Source organism: Porphyromonas somerae DSM 23386 (assembly GCF_000372405.1).
Lineage (GTDB): Bacteria > Bacteroidota > Bacteroidia > Bacteroidales > Porphyromonadaceae > Porphyromonas_A > Porphyromonas_A somerae.
The window spans coordinates 1-17,360 of record NZ_AQVC01000047.1 but is presented as its reverse complement, the minus strand read 5'-3'; the positions used below and the strand labels follow the sequence as shown (position 1 = coordinate 17,360).

Genomic DNA, 17,360 nt, shown 5'->3' with positions numbered 1-17,360 from the left:
CCCACCCCTCGGCCGGGGTCGCAAGGGTATTGTACACCTATCTATACACAGGTCTTCGGCACTGCGTACCTTGACCTGTGCCTATTTAGCACGGACCTCTGCCGAGGTCCTTACTTGAGAATGTTGCACAAAGTGCCATTCTCGCACATTTGCTTCAAATGTGCTGAGACTTTGCACGAAGGATGAGATGCAAGGCGCTGAGGATGAGGACGAAGGGAGCGTACTTACGTACGTGACCGAGGCCCGAATTCCGAAAGCAACGCAGCAGATCGCCTTCGTGCAACAGTCTCTACTTATAGACACCCTGTTAAAAGTATACGGTAAGAACTTTCTAATGCGTAACCCCTGGTAGACACATTGAGAGGGAGTGATAAGTCTTAGATTCGGTTGTTCGACCTCCACGAGGGAAGGTCGTGGGGTGGTGGTGGGGGCATCTAGAAGTGCAACCTCTCTTTTCTTTAGATTTAATGGGAATAGTTTCAAGAAATTTGGCTATCTTTACGGAAATGCTGTACTGAAGAACAACACTATTAATCGGAACGTAATGGAAAAGAACTTAACTAGATTCCTGACCCTGACTATATTCCTATGCTTTGGAGCCACCACCTTATTGGCTAATGAGGTGAAAATCTCGGGGCGTTTACTCTTCTCAAGAGATTCTACCGCAGTCATCGGAGCTTCGGTACGGCTACTAGACCTTGAGGGAACCACTATTTCTGGGACAACGACTGACGAGAAGGGAGACTTCACGGTCACCGGCAATCAGAGCAAAGAAAGTCGCTTGGAGATAAGCTTTGTAGGACATGTCCCGATTTCCGTGCAGATTGAGGGTGGCAAGGGAAGCATCTCCCTTGGAGATCTCTATCTGGTAGAGGATAGTAAGCAATTGGGCGAGGTGACGGTCACCGGCTCTCTTCGCCAGTACAATCGCCAATTGGTTTTCCCCGAGAAGTTACAGATCAGAGGGAGCCACGACTTTATGACGCTACTCCATAATCTAGGACTAACGGGGCTTTCGGTGGATCAGGTCAATAAGAATGCTTCCATTAATGGCAAACCGATTCAATGGAAAATCAATGGCGTCCCTCGGTCGGTTGCTGAAGTGCGTAACCTCAAACCCGAATCTATCCTTAGAGTCGATTACTCCGATATGCCTACGATGCGCGAATTGGACCAAGATTTTGGAGGTATTATAGATGTGATCCTAAAGGAGCGAACCGATGGAGGCTCTGTGAGGAGTCACCTGCAGAGTGCCCTCTGGGTAGGATTTGTCAATGGTAGTGCGAGTGCTAGCTACCACCAAGGGAAGTCGGACTTCTCAATTGATTACAACACTGCTTATCGCAACTACCCTAAGTGGCAAAGAGATAGTGAGGAGAAGTTTATTGCTGACTCCAAGGAAATCACACGGCTCCTTCAGGGGGAGGCGAGCCCATTTGGCTATTTTACAAACGACCTGAACTTCACCTACCTCTATCAGCCTAGCAAAGTGAGCCAATTTAGTGCCACTTGGCGCAATTCTTTTGCCCGACAGTACAACAATATCAGAGGTCAGATAATTGAGACCGATAAAGATCCCTATCATAGAGCCTCAAAAAGCAAATATAGAGGCTACTTGCCAGCACTAGACCTATTTTATCAGCACCAATTTGGAGATGGATCGAAGCTGGAAGCCAACCTATTAGGCACACTATCCACAGGTAGAAACGACAGAGATTTGGTGGACACCAGGAATGGAGCAGAGGTGGCCAAGATCTCCAACCCCGTAGAAAGTAAGTACAAATCGTTAATTGGCGAAGTGATGTATCAAAAGTCGTTGCACCCAAAGGTGTACCTCACCACTGGTCTGCAAAATAGATATGCATTCACCACAAATGAGTACCTCTCGCCGAGTAGTTATCTTGACGAACTGCATCAGAATAACACCTATCTTTATGCTCAAATCTCTGGGCGGCTCAATCCAAAAGTTCAGTATAGCTTGGGGAGTGGGTTGAAGTTCTTTTATGTTGAAAGTAAAGAGAAGAGTAAGAAGTACTTCAAAAATCAGAGCAGCTTGGGATTCTACTACAATCCCAATAATCGCCTCTCCTTTTCCCTCAATAGCAATTTCATCCCCTTCCTCCCCTCATTAGCTCAGCTATCCAGTGTCAAGCAGAGGTTTGACCGACTGACTGTATTTACAGGGAATAGTGAATTGAAGTCGAGCTACGCCTTTACCAATCGCCTCAATATGAATTATCGCAAGGATAAGTTCAATACCAATCTAGCCCTAAGCTACAATCACACCACCCATCCGCTGTACACCCGTGTCACCTATCTTCCCGAAGAGGAGTACTTCTTGTTTCAGTCCGACAATGGGCTGTACAATCGACAGTATGGAGCCGAATGGAAAGTCAACTTTAGCAATCTGATGAACTTCCTCTCGCTCTACACCACAGTAGGCTACAAGCGGTATGAGAGTAACGTAGGGAATCATCCGCTTCACCTCAATAGCCTCTACTGGGATATCTCGGCACAGGTAGTGTACAAGGAGCTGGTCTTTGCTGGCTATTATACGAAAGCGGGAAGGACGCTCTATAACGAAACAGAGCAACTATCAGGTGACAATAAGGGCTTGACCTTGATGTGGAATAAAACTAATTGGACCCTCTATGCTCAGATGCTATACGTGGGAATTAAGGAGGGGGATACCTATAGGACTACCAACCACTCCAAGGTAAATCCACTTAAGTCCTATGTGAAGATTCCAGAGAATGGTAATATGCTCACCCTCGGGGTAGTCTGGAATCTTGACTTTGGCAAGCGTGTGAATCGAATGAGAAGGGGACTCAAGAACTACGATAGCAACAACAGCGTAGTAAAGGTTCAAGATTAATCTTTTAATAAGTGCGCAACCCCTCACCTCTTGTCTAGGTTATGGATTTGTCCGACCCACAAGGGGTCGTAAGGGAGGGGGGGGGCGAAAGCCCCGAACGACCGGGGGAATACGACAATCTCCTACCCACCCCACGACCTCCCCTTGTGGGAGGTCGGACAACTTGATCTGAGACTTTCCCCTGTTGAAAACAATAAGCCCGAGCAGTCAGATGACTGCTCGGGCTTATTATTTTTATAGGGAGGGATTAGTCGAGGCCTTTAAGGACAGGGAGAGAGATGTGGTACTTCACACAAAGGACTCTGGTGAGGATCACTACCATCACACTCACCACTTGCACCACGATATGTTGCACGCCAATCAGGTCTAGGATTCCATAGACCGCTGCTCCGACCACACTCGCCATCGCATAGATATCTTTTCGTAAGATCAGTGGCACCTGATTCATACAGATATCACGAAGGAGTCCGCCAAAAGATCCGGTCGACACGCCCATAAAGAGTGCCACCCAAAAGGGGAAGCCCAGCATCAGTGCCTTCTCCATTCCCACGATCGTAAAGAAGCCGAGCCCTATCGCATCGTAGAGGAATAGCTGTTCATTCATCTTGACCAGTTGCTTCCTAAAGGCCACCACGATCAGTAGCGAAATCAGCGTGATGATCACATAGGTTGGCGTGGTAAGCCAAAAAGGCGTCACCCCCAGTAATAGGTCACGGATCGTACCGCCACCCACTGCTGTGAGCATACCGATGACATAGGCACCAAAGAGGTCGATATTCTCCCCCATCGCCAGCCGAATACCAGAGATGGCAAAGGCAAAGGTTCCGATAAAGTCTAGCAGCAGAACAATATTATCCTCATTTAGGAACGCCTGCCACTCAAAAGGTATAAAGGAATCCATCTAGCAGTTTTAGTAACTTTCACTATCATTGGGGAACGTCTGCGCCTTCACCTCACGGCAATAAGTAGCAACCGCCTCCTGAATCTGTACTCCCACATTGGCAAAGTGGCGGAGGAACTTTGGCTTAAAGCCCATAGTCATCCCCAGCATATCGGTACAAACCAGCACCTGACCATCTGTCTCATTGCCAGCACCGATGCCAATCGTAGGGATAGAGATACTCTCCGTCACTCGTTTTGCCAAAGCACTCGGTATCTTCTCCAGCACCAGACCACAGCAACCTAGCTCTTCCACAAGGCGAGCATCCGAAAGCAGCTGCTCAGCTTCTGCCTCCTCCTTGGCCTGGACACTATAGCCTCCCAGTTTATTCACCGACTGAGGGGTAAGCCCCAGATGAGCCACCACAGGAATGCCTGCATCGAGGATCATCTTTAGAGAGTCGGCCACCTGATGACCCCCCTCCACCTTTACTGCATCCACGCCACTCTCCTTCATCATACGCACCGCAGCAGCCAGAGCCATCTGAGGGTCGCCATGTACCGTACCAAACGGCATATCTGCCACAATAAAGGCGTGCTTTGCTCCATTAGCCACACAGCGTGCATGGTAAATCATCTGATCCAGAGTGATTGGCAGAGTGGTCGCATTACCAATCATCACATTACTGGCAGAGTCCCCGATCAAAATTGCATCCACTCCAGCCTCATCAAGCAACCTCGCCATCGTAAAGTCGTAAGCGGTGAGCATCGCAATCTTATCGCCCTCTCCCTTCATTGCCATAAAGCGAGTAGCAGTAATCTTCTTCTTATCCGTGCTTAGATAACTAGCCATCGTACTAAAACTTCTTTCTAGGGATCCGCTCCCCCAATACTCAAAAAAAGAGTTACAAGTGACCCGCTGCACGGCTTCTGACCGATACAGAGACAACTTGTAACTCACTTGCTTGTGCCCAGAACCGGGATCGAACCGGTACAGGTGTAACCCCATTGGTGTTTGAGACCAACGCGTCTACCAATTCCGCCATCTGGGCCTTTTTAATATACGCCCTGCAAAGGTATCACTTTTTATGGACTTACACAATACCTGAGCCTAGATTATTGACAGAAACTTATCAGGGTGCCTTTATCGGACAGGTCGGGGTGAAGGACCGGCCCTTATCGATGGGGCTTTATCGGACGAGTCAGACAGGTCGGCATGATGACACGACCGTCTGACTCGTCCGATAAGGCACCCTCCGCCAGGCGGGGGTGATTACTTGCCTTCGGCCAAGGTGGTGGCGATATCGCCGGTATTGAAGTAGGTGAGGTTGATGGTGCGGAGTAGTCGGGTATAGATCGACTGCAGATAGGTTGCTTTGGCTTGTAGGTGGCGTGTCTTCACCTGCTCCCACTCATAGATGTTGATACGACCAGCCTTGAACTGCAGATCCGCCACGTCCAAAGCCCGCTTGGAGAGATCTACATTCTCCTTGGAGACCCGATACTGCTCCTCCGCCTTCTCCAAGTCGGTACGAGCGAGGATGATATTGCGGTCGTCATTGATTTGTGCCTGTTTCAATTGACTCTGCAGGTTGAGTGTCTGCAGCTGCATCTGCCGTATCTGTCGACGCACCTGCCCACGGTTATAGATCGGGATAGAGAGCGAAAGCCCCACAAAGTAACGGCCATTATTCTTCAATTGATCCTTAAAAGGGGCATTCATATCCTTGTACTTCTCCCCATAAGTATAGTAGTAACCATTGGAGTAGCCACCTCCGAGAGAGAGCGAAGGCCATAGAGCACTCTTCGCGATCTTCACATCATACTCCGAGAGAAGCACCTCACTTCTGAGGAGTGCCGTTGCCGGGATCTCCCACTTAGGATTGATCAATCGCGGATGGGCCTGCTCCAGATTCGCCACCACCGCTTCAGGCGACATCTCAGCGATATCTAGCTCCCCCTCCTCCACCTTATTGGGGTCTAGCCCCATATCCAGCATCAAAATTCGCGTGGCACGGGTCACATCGGCCTCCGTCTCCGTCACCGAGAGTTGGTCACGCCCTAGCTGACTTTGGATATCAATCAGATCCGACTCCGCAGCTCGCCCCACCTCTACCTGCTGCTTGATTTGCTCGTAGGACTTCTCGGTGAGAGAAAGGTTATCCTTGGCGGTCGTAACCAAAGCCTTGGCGAGTAGTAGCTGAATATAGCTCTGTGTCACCTGCAGTGCGATTTGATCCTCCACATCACGGACAATATAATCGGCATTCTGCCGGGCCTCCTTTGCCTTTTGCAGTTGATACCACCGCTGACCACCGCTGAAGATGGGGAGGTCGGCACTAAGTGAAAAACTGGTATTGGCACTTGAGTTATCGGTAAAACTCATGTCACGAGCTTGCGAACGACCGAAAGAGAAGTTCTGACCCACAGAGGCATTGAGACTAGGCAGAAAGGCTTGCTGAGCCGCACTATAATTGATCTCCAGCCCCTCTAGTTTCTGAGGAACTGGCAGAAGTAGCGGGCTATTCTCTTGGGCAAATGCTACACACTCCGTGAGCGACATCTCCACACGAGTTAGCTCCGTCTTTGCAGGTTTCTGAGCCTGCACAGAGAGTGCCACGCATGGGAGCAAGGCAATGAATATCCAAATCTTCTTCATATCACTCCACCTTATTTAGTGACTGGGTTACCTCGGAGCTGCTCCTTACCCGTCAGCCCACTCTTCACCTCTACCTTCAGACCATCAGAGATACCGAGCTTCACCTCTTGCTCCGTAAAGTCCTCCTCCTTACTTCCCCCTTTCTTAGAGACCATCACAAAGGTTTGGTCGCCACGATAGACCACTGCACTCTCTGGGATGGTCATCACCCCTTCGCTCTTGGCGAGTACCACCTCGGCATTGGAGCTAAAGCCCACCTTGATATCCTCAATATCCGTTGAGTCGAGTGCCGCCTTCACCTCAAATAGGATGGTACCATTCTTATCCACCCCCTTAGGCGATACATACTCTATAGTAGCGTGATAGGTATGCCCCTTGATGGCACCGACATGGATCTGCACCTCGGCGCCCACCTTCACCTTATTCACATCGCTTTCATTTACCTCACCCACAAAGAGCAGATCCTTGAGGTCGGCAATAGAGATAATGGTGGTACCTTCATTAAAGGCATTGGCTTGGATCACCGTATTCCCCACCTTCACCGGTTGCTCTAGGATGGTACCACTCACCGTCGCACGCACCATCGTATTATTTTTCTTCGCAGTGCTAGAGCTCGAACCAGTAGAAACGAGTTGGAGGGTCTCCTCAGCGATATTGAGGTCAATCTCCGCATTCTTATAATTAGCCTGACTTGCCTCCAGCTTCTCCTTGGGGAGAATCTGCTGTTCATAGAGGAGCTCGTCGCGCTTCAATACCTCCTCCAACTGCTTCAGACGCACACGTGCACTCTCCACCCGCGAAGCAGCATTCTGGATATTCGCCACATCAGGCACAATGCTAAGGCGTGCCACCAAGTCGCCAGCCTCCACATAGTCGCCCGGCAAGTGAAGCAGTTCCGAGACGATCCCATTCATCTCCGGCTTTACCTTCACCTCATCACGTGCCTCAATAGACCCTGTCAGCACCGTGCTGAGCACCACTGTATCACCAGCGGTAGGAGTGACCAATTGATAGCTAGCTCCCTTTGGCTGACCTTTCACTAGCACCGTCGCCACAATGGCTATCACTGCGATAGCTACTAGCCCCCATAGGAGCCACCGACCGATGCCTTTACTCTTCTTCTCTCTGCCCATAATATCTCTATTGTTTTTGATTTTTATTCATCTCTAATTGCATCAATAGCCTTGATCTGTAGTGCCTTGTAGACGGGCAATAGCCCTGCCAATACACCCGATACCACCATAATCACCACCGAAAGTATCAGTAGTCCCAAACTTGGATAAGGTCGCGTGACGTAATTACCCACCACCGTATGCTCCGTTATTGCCCCAATAGCGAGTGCCCCCAGCAAACCGAGTAAGATACCAAGTGCACCTGCCACTACGATAATAAAGATCGCTTCCGACATAAATTGCTTGCGGATATCCCTCGGCTTGGCACCAATCGCACGGCGAACACCGATCTCCCTCTGTCGCTCTCGCACCGTCACCAGTAGGATATTACTCACACTAATCACACCTGTAATCAGCGTACCCATCCCCACAATCCAGACCAGTACATTGATGCCCGAAGCGATCATCTGAAAGATATTGGTCACCAACTGCATACTCATCGGTATGATCGCCCCAGTATCGGTAGGGTCGAGCTGCTGACGGCGGGCAAGGATCTCAAAGACCTCCCGACGCACGTCCTCCTCGCTATAACCAGCTTTGGGCACTGCATAGACACTGATCTCCTTATCAAATTGATTGCCCACAGCAAGCGTAAAAGGTAGCATAATCCCTTCCAATCCCATATTGCCAATCGAGAAATTATCCACTAGTGGCTGCGTGACCCCAACCACCTTGAAGGGCACCCCATTAATCGTGATGTAGGTGCCTATCATCTCCTCAATGTTATCGTAAAAGCGCTTCGCCAATTCACGCCCCACCATACATAGAGGGGCACCCGACTCCAGCTCCTGTGGAGTCAGGACTCGCCCATACAGTGCCACCATCTCATCAGCCACCTGAAAATGATTGGGCGTCACTCCATAAGCATTGGCCGAGAGACTTTTATTATTGGCATGTATCGGCACACTGGACCAAGCATCTTTCACACCAAAACTGGTCAATGCCCCCACTTCCTGGAGCATACGAGACTGGCTCTTGATATTGAGATAGTCGCGATAGGTGGTCTGTACAGGACGATTGGCCTTGTACCCTTGATACGGCTTTGTGGTACGACCAGGGATAATATAAATCACATCGCTACTCACCCCTTCGAGCATCCCAAAGGCAGAGTTGCGCAACCCTGTGCTCAGACTGGTAAGGATGGTAAAGAAAAACATCCCCGCAAAGACGCCAAGGGAAGTGACCACACTCCTACGCTTATTGCGTTTGAGGGTGTAGAGCATCTCGGTCCAGAGTTCTTTATTCAATAGTATTCCCATAGCTCCTATTTCATATCACGCATCGCCACTACCGCCGGTATCTTGATCGCTTTCTTGGCTGGACCATAGCCAGCCACCACACCGACCACCACCAGCACAATCAGTGCCCCGATGGCTACCCCCATATTCACCTCGGGGTTTTCGAATAGCCTAAGGACCATCACATCATCGGCTGAGAAGCCTACAGGGATCTCCTGCTGTCCCCACTTATTGACCATTGCAAGGTAATCCAAGAGCTTCACGATGCCTATCCCCAGGAATAGCCCAACCACTCCAGCGACCATAGAGAGGAGCAGGCTCTCCCCTAGCACTAGCCTTAGGATATCCCGAGGCTTAGCACCAATCGCCTTACGAATACCGATCTCTCTCATACGCTCCTGCACCGTCACATGCATGATATTGGAGACTCCGATGGTACCGATACTCAGGCTACCAATCCCCATAACCCAGAGAAGCACCTGCAGACTGAGGAAGATCATATCCATCGTCTTAGCCTGATCGCTACTATTATCCACATAAATAGACCAAGTGTCTGAAGGGTCGGACCTAGTGATTTGGTGGGCTACTCTGGCGAGTTCCTCAGCCAGTTTCTCGCTCTCCTTTGCCTGACCAGCCTTAGGGAAGACCGCCAAACTCTTGATCTGCACAAAGTCATTGGGCCGGATTCCTTCAAATGTATTCAGTGGTATAAAGGCGGTTCCGAAGAAGGGCGAAGGCGACTTAACCACCCCTACGATCCGGTAGGTAGCTCCAAACACCGTAAAAAGTTCGCCTATAGGATCCACGCCCGAGGCAAATAGCTTCGATACTAGCCCATCCGAGATGAGCACTACCCGCTCCTGCTCATTATGCTCTTGAGGCGTAAAGAGCCGACCTGCTCGCAACTCCAACTTGCCGAAACTTTGCTCCGGCCAACCAATGGTCCGTATTTGCAGCATTTGAGAAGCAAAGGAGGTACTCCCATTAGAGAAGAAAGAAAACTCAGGCTCCATTAAAGTCACCCGATCACTAAACACCTCCCTAAGGTAATCCAATTGATTGCGAGTGATGAATAGCTGTCGCCCCTCTTGATAGCCACCGTACGCCGTCTGTGTCTGATTGAAGTAAACCCCCATCTTCACTTGGTCGGCACCTACGGCACTGACCATTGTGCGGATACCATTCTCCACCCCCTTACCAGCTCCCAGCATCACCACGAGGATAATGATTCCCCAAGCAATAGAGAAGCCAGTCAGGAAGGTCCTGAGCTTATTATTCCGGAGGGAGTTGGCTAATTCTTGTAGATAAGCAATCATCGCACTCAGTCCTCCCCTACAATCAGCCCATCCTTAATATGTATGGTTCGCTCACACGCCTCAGCCACTCCTGGCTCGTGTGTCACGATCAGCATCGTCAGCCCTTGGTCTCGATTGATCTCCTTCAGCAGATCCATCACCTCCACCGTTGTCTTACTATCAAGGGCACCAGTCGGCTCATCGGCCAGCAATATTGAGGGCTTTGTGATAAGGGCTCTCGCCATAGAGACCCTCTGCTTTTGACCGCCCGAGAGCTCATTAGGCAGGTGATCTTTCCACTGAAGCAGGCCTACCCGATCAAGATACTCCTCCGCCAGCTGCATACGCTCCCGTTGTGGAACCCCTTGATAGTAGAGGGGCAATGCCACGTTCTCCACCGCCGTCTTAAACGAGATCAGATTAAAGCTCTGAAAGACGAAGCCAATCTTACGGCCCCTCATCTCAGCAGCGGCTTCTTCCGAAAGGTTTTGGATCAATTGACCATCTAGGTGATAGCTCCCTTGGTCGTATTCATCGAGAATCCCTAAGATATTAAGTAACGTACTCTTGCCGCTACCACTGGCACCCATCAATGCCACCATCTCCCCATCATAGACGCTCATATCCACCCCTTTCAGCACATGCAACGGCTGAGAGCCTGGATACGTTTTGTGAAGACCCCGTACATCAATGATAGCCTTGCTACCTCTATTCATAATATATTAGTGTCATTAGGACTTCACAAATGTACCATAATATTTCCCAAACTACCAACCTTCCTCCTCCAAAAAGAGACGACAAGAGCGTATAAGAGAAATCTCCTATACGCTCTTGTTGCGATAAAGAGTTCTTAGATCAATAGTCAAATGACAAGGAGAGGACCAGTCTATCAGCCCCGAAGTCACTCAGCGACTTAAGGTAACCAAAGTCTAGCTTTGCACCATAAAGAGCTACACCAGCACCTACACTCCAAAGGCTCGTCTCCTTGCTACCATATTGATAGCCAGCACGCAGACTTGCGATATTGAAGAGCGTATACTCAGCACCCACATTGGTCTGGAATACTTGTGCTTTATATGGCAGGAAGTAATACTTACCCCCTACTACAGCACGTAGCTTATGGTTTTCGCTGATAGTAAGACCATAGTCTGCTGTCACCTGCATATTGGTTGGCAGAGCATACGACTCATTCTTGGCATAGTTGATAGGTGCACCAAAGTCCGCTACTCTAGCACCCACGTTGATATCACTCTTAGCAGAGATAGGGATCAAACAGTTGGCACCGACACTAAAGGCTCCAGCATAGGCTACACGTCCAGTATAGCTTTGGATAAAGCTACCTGTGGCATAAGCTGCAAACATCTTATTAAACTTAAAGGCATAGCCCATATCCACAGCCCAATCAAATGGAGTATAGCTCTTTCTGCTATAACCCCATTGATCATTAGTGTTGCCCTTGATCTTCATACCACCTTGGTATCTAAAACCAGCATAGATCACATGGCGATCCAAAAAGCGATACCCTACAGATGCTGCACCGAAGCCTAGTTTTCCTTCTACAAACTCATTCTCCTGCGTCTTGAACATCAATCCAGTGGCCGAGACGGTTAGCTTCGTATCTCCATTAAAGATCGAAGCTGGGTTGGTGTAGAGATAGTTACGATCGGTTTTAGTCAAGGTAACATTTCCCATAGCTGCTGCACGAGCATCCGTTTGGGTCTCAAGGAAAGACAATCCACGGCTTTGCTGAGCCTGCATTGAGACTCCCGAACATATAGATAGTGCAAGGGCGAAGAGTGCCCCGATGATTGGCTTTGTATTCATAACGTTCATAATTCTAAATTAAGTCCACTTAACGGGGTTATCTCTTCTGCACCACTTGCTCAAATGGCTTCTTTCCAGTGCCAGTGACACGGATTCTGTAGGTACCAGGAGCTAGGTTCTTCACCTTCACACTCGACATTCCTTCGTGGTCTACGAGCAATGCCTTATCCATCACCTTCTCACCCGTCATGGTGTAGATAGTGATCACTGGCTTATTGCTCTTAGGATTAACCCATAGGTTCAGCTTCTCCTTCATTGGAAGAGGCCACACTGCATACACTTCGTTATCCAAGTTCTTAGTCACCGATACCTCAAAGCTAGTACGGGTCTCATAATATCCGTTGGATACCGTGATGGTGATGGTAGTTTTACCTGGCTGGAACGCCTTGATAGTCAGCTTAGAACCCTCCACCACAGCAGTGGCTACAGAGCCATTGCTAGAGCTCACCTTATAGCTAAATTCTAGTAGCTCTTGTGGCTTAAAGACCTTGCTAATATCAAGCGTCAGAGGATCATTCTCCACACCTACCAAGGTGTTAGGTAGCTTCTCAATCAGTTCAGGAGCCTTCACATTGATCACGCGGAATGGAATCTCAAAGGAACCAGAGGTACCCAATTCATCCGTAACGACAACCGTAAAGGTGTAATCACCCTGTGCCAATACTGGACGTATGCTTACCTTGATCCCCTCATCAGTCTTACGCAGACTTACACCTGAAGTTTCGCCTTCAAAAACAACATCCCATTTCTGTCCATCAGGCTCATTCACCATTAGTGTATATTCAGCCTTACCTTTGATATCAAATACCGTGATAGGCTCTTTAGGCACATTGGTAATCACAGGAGGGTTATTGACTTTTGTTTTGGTCTCCATAAAGGCTGGTGCACTCTTCAACCCCCAACGGTCTATCGCCACAATAGCAAAGTAATAGGTAGTGCTGTGCTTTAGACCAAACACATCAAAACTCATCTCTTCACCCGCCTCTTTATTCATACCACTCACAAAGCCTGACTGATTGCCAATACGCCTTCCTTTGGTGTAATTACTCTTATCCAGCGGTTTCTCAGAGATATAAAGCTCATACTTCGATGGAGCTCCATCATCAGCATCCTTAGGCACTTGCCAGTAGATAGTAGCACTTAAGAAGTCATTCTCCTTAGACTTTTCAGGCAAGAACTTTGGTGCCTCAGGTGCCTTATTCTTATTCTCCAAGGTGAGTGCTAGGTAGGCATCAATATAGCCAGCCCCCAACTTGCCTTCATACCCTGGATTATACATATCAATATCATGAGTACCTGCTAGTAGATATTGCTCCAATTGAGCGGCAGTAAAGCCAGGGCCTCCTCTGTGTGAAACCACTAGAGCAGCTACACCAGAAACGTGAGGACACGCCATAGAGGTACCATTGTACCAATCATAATTATCAGCATTGACCGTACTTAAGACGCCTCCCTTTGTGCCAAACTTACTTTGGTCACCACCAGGGGCAGTAATATCTGTCCACGTACCATAGTTAGAATAACCAGCTTTAGTAAAATCTGGACCCATTGCATTGACTGCAATGGCGGGACCATATTCACCTGGAGCATAGCGCTCTTCTGAGTTGCTATTTCCAGAAGCAATGATGACCACGCCCCCCTTCATTGGAGAGTCAGCTAGCTGGTTACCATCATTGTCACAGCCAGCATACTTGATAAAGTAATCTATCGCATCACGGTAGGAGCCTGGAGTTCTTCCTGGAGCTTGGTTTCCCCAAGAGTTCTGGGAGATGACTGCCCCATTATCAGCAGCATAGACAAACGCCTTTGCAAAACCACCTTGCCCTCTCTTACCAGAGAATACACCAGTACTCATAATCCTTACACCAGAATTTGGCGTACCGTCACCACCAGCGACACCGCAGACACCAATACCATTATTATTGCGTGCTGCTACGGTACCCGCCACGTGAGTTCCATGGAAGTCAGCATCTGGAACAGGGGCGCCACCTTTGTTATCAGCAAAGTTGTAGCCATAAACGTCGTCTATGTATCCATTGCCATCATCATCAACGCCCTCTTCTCCATTGAGCTCGGCTTCGTTAATCCAGAGATTATCCTTGATATCCTTATGGGTGATATCCACACCACCATCCTCTACGCAGACAATCACATTTGGGGTTCCTGTAGTGATCTCCCAAGCGCGGAAAAGGTTGATATCAGCACCCATAACACTTCTGCCCATACTACCTGTATTATTGTAGTGCCACTGCTGGCTCAGTAGTGGATCATTAAATGGCATTTTTGAGCTTCGGTCTCTAAATCCTAGCATATCAAAAATAGGATTGGTGTGATCGCTCAACATCATGGCCTCAGGCTCGTACTCCACCACGTCAACTCCAGTCACTTCACTCATGGTCTGGAGTGCCATCACCATATCCATATCTTTATCTATGGTCACCTCATACCAGAGGTCCAAGCCCTCTCGCTTTTTGCGCTCTTCAAAACGAGGGTCTACACGGAATAGACGCTCCATTTTAGAGGCTTGGAGCCTATTCAATGCGGTGCCAAGTGGCGTGGGGACGTTATTCATTTGAATGTCACCCATCCTAGAGATTTCCATTTCACCTTGCAACTCCCTAGAAACCTTGATGACCACTTTCCCTGGAAGTGGTTTGCCATAAATTAACAAGTTCTCAGAAGCTTCTGTCCTTAAGCCTTGTTCGGTAGCTTGTTCAGAAACATCCTCTTGATGCATCACTCTATCATTCTTACAACCTGCAAAAAGGATAATAAGCGATGATAACAACCAAATGTATCTTTTCATCTGTAAGTCTTAATTTTGATTATTTAAAGGCCCCACTCCTTAGGTCTGTATAATCTCACATACCATAAAAAGTGGGGCACTAAGTTTAACAAGTAATCTTGAATCCTTTTAATCTAAAGGCAGACCACAAAATTACATAGGTCTTTCAACGAAATGCCTATAAATCATAGCACTTCTATCTTTGTGTAGTAGATACTTCTCCATTGAAGAAGCTTCTGCGTCAACATAAGCCTGAACTCTGATAACATCCTTACCATCGTTAAAGTCTTTATAGTTCTGTACGCTTACCCCAACTACTCTGTCATCCTTTTGGAACCAATGATAAGGAGTTTGGAAAGCAACGAATTCGTAGCCATTCTTCTCCATCAATTCTTTGAATTCCTTAGTTAGGTAATAACTTCCCTTCGTTTCCTCCTTCCAGAATACACGATTGAAGTCAGCATCCAATTGACCGAGGGCATCCAGTTGACCTATCTGGCTATCACGACCCTTGTCCTCTGAACTTACAAACCAATACTGATGCATCAATGGAAGAGTTGACTTAACATTAAAGCTAGCATATTTAATATTGTCTTTTGGATCTTTTTTCTCGGCCTCTAGAGTGCCATTATTTTCTGCCTCATATTTTTTAACATCATCAATCTTCCAACCCACCTTTGTTGGGGTAGCAACATGAACTAACATATTATCAAGAGGCACTTCGCCGTAAGTAGGATAAGCCTTTGGTTGCTCTGGATCTGGAGGTGTTGGCATTTGGAATACGACAGCTGCCTTGCCCTTTGCTTCACCTATAAGCAACTTGTACTTAAGTACATTGCCCTTTGGATCAGTTACTTCCTTCGTGCCCTTATAGATTTCACCAGACTTGTCAAGAGTATAGCCTAGATCTTTCTCTACGAACTCAATGTACCCAGTTTCTTTGAACTTCTCAAAACTCAAAGTACTAACATATTGAATCGTCTCAAGATAAGAGCCTTCGTAATTGAAGATATAGGTTAAGGTAGGCAAGAATTCACAACTTGTAACAAATTCGTACATAGCACCACTTGGTGGAATACCCCAACTTGGCAATCCTGCACTTGGTGCTGAGTAGCTCATAAGGAAGGATCCTTGCTCTTTTTCATATGAAAGCAATTGATACTGAGTTGGGTAGCTATTAGTGAGGAGTGGAGTATGGAACCCTGCACCCTTACCTGCCTGCTGTACGGTGATCTCCTTTTGCAAGGTGCCACTCTTAGCATAGAGCTTAGCCTCACGAGGTTCGCCATCATTAGCAGCGATCTCCAGCTCAATCATATCATTGAATACATTCTGCTTGATCCAAGCCTGAGCAGCCTCATCAATATCTAGTGTCCACGCACCAGAATTGCTCTTCACGCTGATCAGCTTGCTTGCACCTGAATTAGGCACAACGATGGTCTCAGGAGAAACTTCCAAAGAAATGTCAGCAGCAGTTTGTATTACCTCTACCTTTTCGCTAGTTGAACCAGCTACTACCAGTACTTGAGCGGCACGGTCCTTTCCAGCCTCATTAGGCATAGCCACGATCTGTAGGCTATTACCAGAAACGGTGGTCTTGATCCAATCAGCATTGGAAATAGCATTCCACTTAACTTGATTAGTGGTTACAGTGATAGCTTGGGCTTCGCCACCAGCATTAGGAATAGTGACAGAAGTAGCAGAGAGTGACAAAGTTGCCTCTTCTGGTCCATCATCCTTAGGCGCACAGGATGTTAACATCCCGATCAGCAACGTTACCGCCAAAGCGGCCAGGTAGTTAATCTGTTTCATAGTTTTTGATAAAATAGTTAAAAATTCGCACTGATTGCTCAGCACATTAGTAATACTCGTTTTTTGCTAGTAGCTAAGCATTCCTTTCATTATCAAGTCATCGCAACACATATATGACGACTCTAGGTACTTAGTATCTTGCTCAACAAATGTAGGTAAAACATATTGATTCACCAAATAATTCTAAAGGAAATTAATACTAATTTGGTATTTTAAAACTCCACATTGCAATTTAATAGTTTAGCACTTAGGAACTCTTAGATATTTCACAATAGAGGGTGAACGAAGATGAATACTCCTATATATATAATGTGTGTGCCTGATAATAGCACCATGGGTTAAGCATTAGAAAGGTCTTATCGTGAATGACCTCCCCCTCGTGGGAGGTCATTACTTATAGACTATCCGGTGGATGCAACTCAGTAAGACTATTCTAATTTGTAACCCATACACACAAGAGACTCTACGAAGATAAATACCCCTATATATATAATATAATGTGTGTGCCTGATAATAGCACCATGGGTTAAACATTAGAAAGGTCTTATCACGAGACATTCATCAGAGAGTCGATGGGTAAGGACCTCCGCGAGGAGGTCCGATTTGTCGTAGCCCCCATTCGAGGCTCGTAGAGCCGATGAATGGGGGTAAAGAAGGCAGCCAAAATTTACGACCCCTTGTGGGTCGGACAACCTATTCAAGGATTAATTTTGATGCCCTAGACCTTATTGTCCGACCCGCAAGGGGTCGAATATATACGTGAATTATTGCTTCCCCTGGTCGTTCGGGCTACGCCCTCCGACACAGGGGCTACAACAAAT

The 17,360-nt window shown here is 47.7% G+C and carries 11 protein-coding genes and 1 tRNA gene; 1 reads left to right on the top strand and 11 read right to left on the bottom strand.

The annotated features are described in order from the left end of the window. Positions 1-544: 544 nt before the first annotated feature. Positions 545-2,875, top strand: coding sequence for a carboxypeptidase-like regulatory domain-containing protein (locus A3GK_RS0108695; protein WP_018029067.1), 2,331 nt, complete (start codon positions 545-547; stop codon positions 2,873-2,875). Positions 2,876-3,122: 247 nt separating this feature from the next. Here A3GK_RS0108695 and A3GK_RS0108690 read toward each other — a convergent pair whose 3' ends face one another. From A3GK_RS0108690 to A3GK_RS0108640, 11 genes are all read right to left on the bottom strand, one after another. Continuing rightward, positions 3,123-3,776, bottom strand: coding sequence for a trimeric intracellular cation channel family protein (locus A3GK_RS0108690; RefSeq protein ID WP_018029066.1), 654 nt, complete (start codon positions 3,774-3,776; stop codon positions 3,123-3,125). Between the two features lie 9 nt (positions 3,777-3,785). After that, on the bottom strand, positions 3,786-4,607 hold the full coding sequence (gene panB, locus A3GK_RS0108685) for a 3-methyl-2-oxobutanoate hydroxymethyltransferase (RefSeq protein ID WP_018029065.1): 822 nt from the start codon (positions 4,605-4,607) through the stop codon (positions 3,786-3,788). Between the two features lie 115 nt (positions 4,608-4,722). After that, positions 4,723-4,806, bottom strand: a tRNA-Leu gene (locus tag A3GK_RS0108680). A 221-nt stretch (positions 4,807-5,027) separates the two neighbouring features. After that, complete coding sequence (locus A3GK_RS0108675) at positions 5,028-6,413, bottom strand: TolC family protein (protein ID WP_018029064.1); 1,386 nt, start codon at positions 6,411-6,413, stop codon at positions 5,028-5,030. 11 nt (positions 6,414-6,424) lie between these two features. Further along, a complete protein-coding gene (locus tag A3GK_RS0108670; protein WP_018029063.1) occupies positions 6,425-7,546 on the bottom strand; it encodes an efflux RND transporter periplasmic adaptor subunit in 1,122 nt (373 codons plus the stop codon). 23 nt (positions 7,547-7,569) lie between these two features. Next, positions 7,570-8,844 carry an ABC transporter permease gene (locus A3GK_RS0108665; protein WP_021903557.1) on the bottom strand — a complete coding sequence of 425 codons (1,275 nt, stop codon included), beginning with the start codon at positions 8,842-8,844 and terminating at the stop codon, positions 7,570-7,572. A 5-nt stretch (positions 8,845-8,849) separates the two neighbouring features. Then, on the bottom strand, positions 8,850-10,139 hold the full coding sequence (locus A3GK_RS0108660) for an ABC transporter permease (RefSeq protein ID WP_018029061.1): 1,290 nt from the start codon (positions 10,137-10,139) through the stop codon (positions 8,850-8,852). Positions 10,140-10,144: 5 nt separating this feature from the next. Next, positions 10,145-10,834 carry an ABC transporter ATP-binding protein gene (locus A3GK_RS0108655; protein WP_018029060.1) on the bottom strand — a complete coding sequence of 230 codons (690 nt, stop codon included), beginning with the start codon at positions 10,832-10,834 and terminating at the stop codon, positions 10,145-10,147. Between the two features lie 139 nt (positions 10,835-10,973). Then, positions 10,974-11,942: a PorV/PorQ family protein gene (locus A3GK_RS0108650; protein ID WP_040576091.1), complete on the bottom strand. Its 969-nt coding sequence runs from the start codon at positions 11,940-11,942 to the stop codon at positions 10,974-10,976. Positions 11,943-11,979: 37 nt separating this feature from the next. Further along, complete coding sequence (locus A3GK_RS0108645; RefSeq protein WP_026161817.1) at positions 11,980-14,748, bottom strand: S8 family serine peptidase; 2,769 nt, start codon at positions 14,746-14,748, stop codon at positions 11,980-11,982. Positions 14,749-14,880: 132 nt separating this feature from the next. Further along, positions 14,881-16,539 carry a BACON domain-containing protein gene (locus A3GK_RS0108640; protein WP_018029057.1) on the bottom strand — a complete coding sequence of 553 codons (1,659 nt, stop codon included), beginning with the start codon at positions 16,537-16,539 and terminating at the stop codon, positions 14,881-14,883. Positions 16,540-17,360 lie beyond the last annotated feature (821 nt).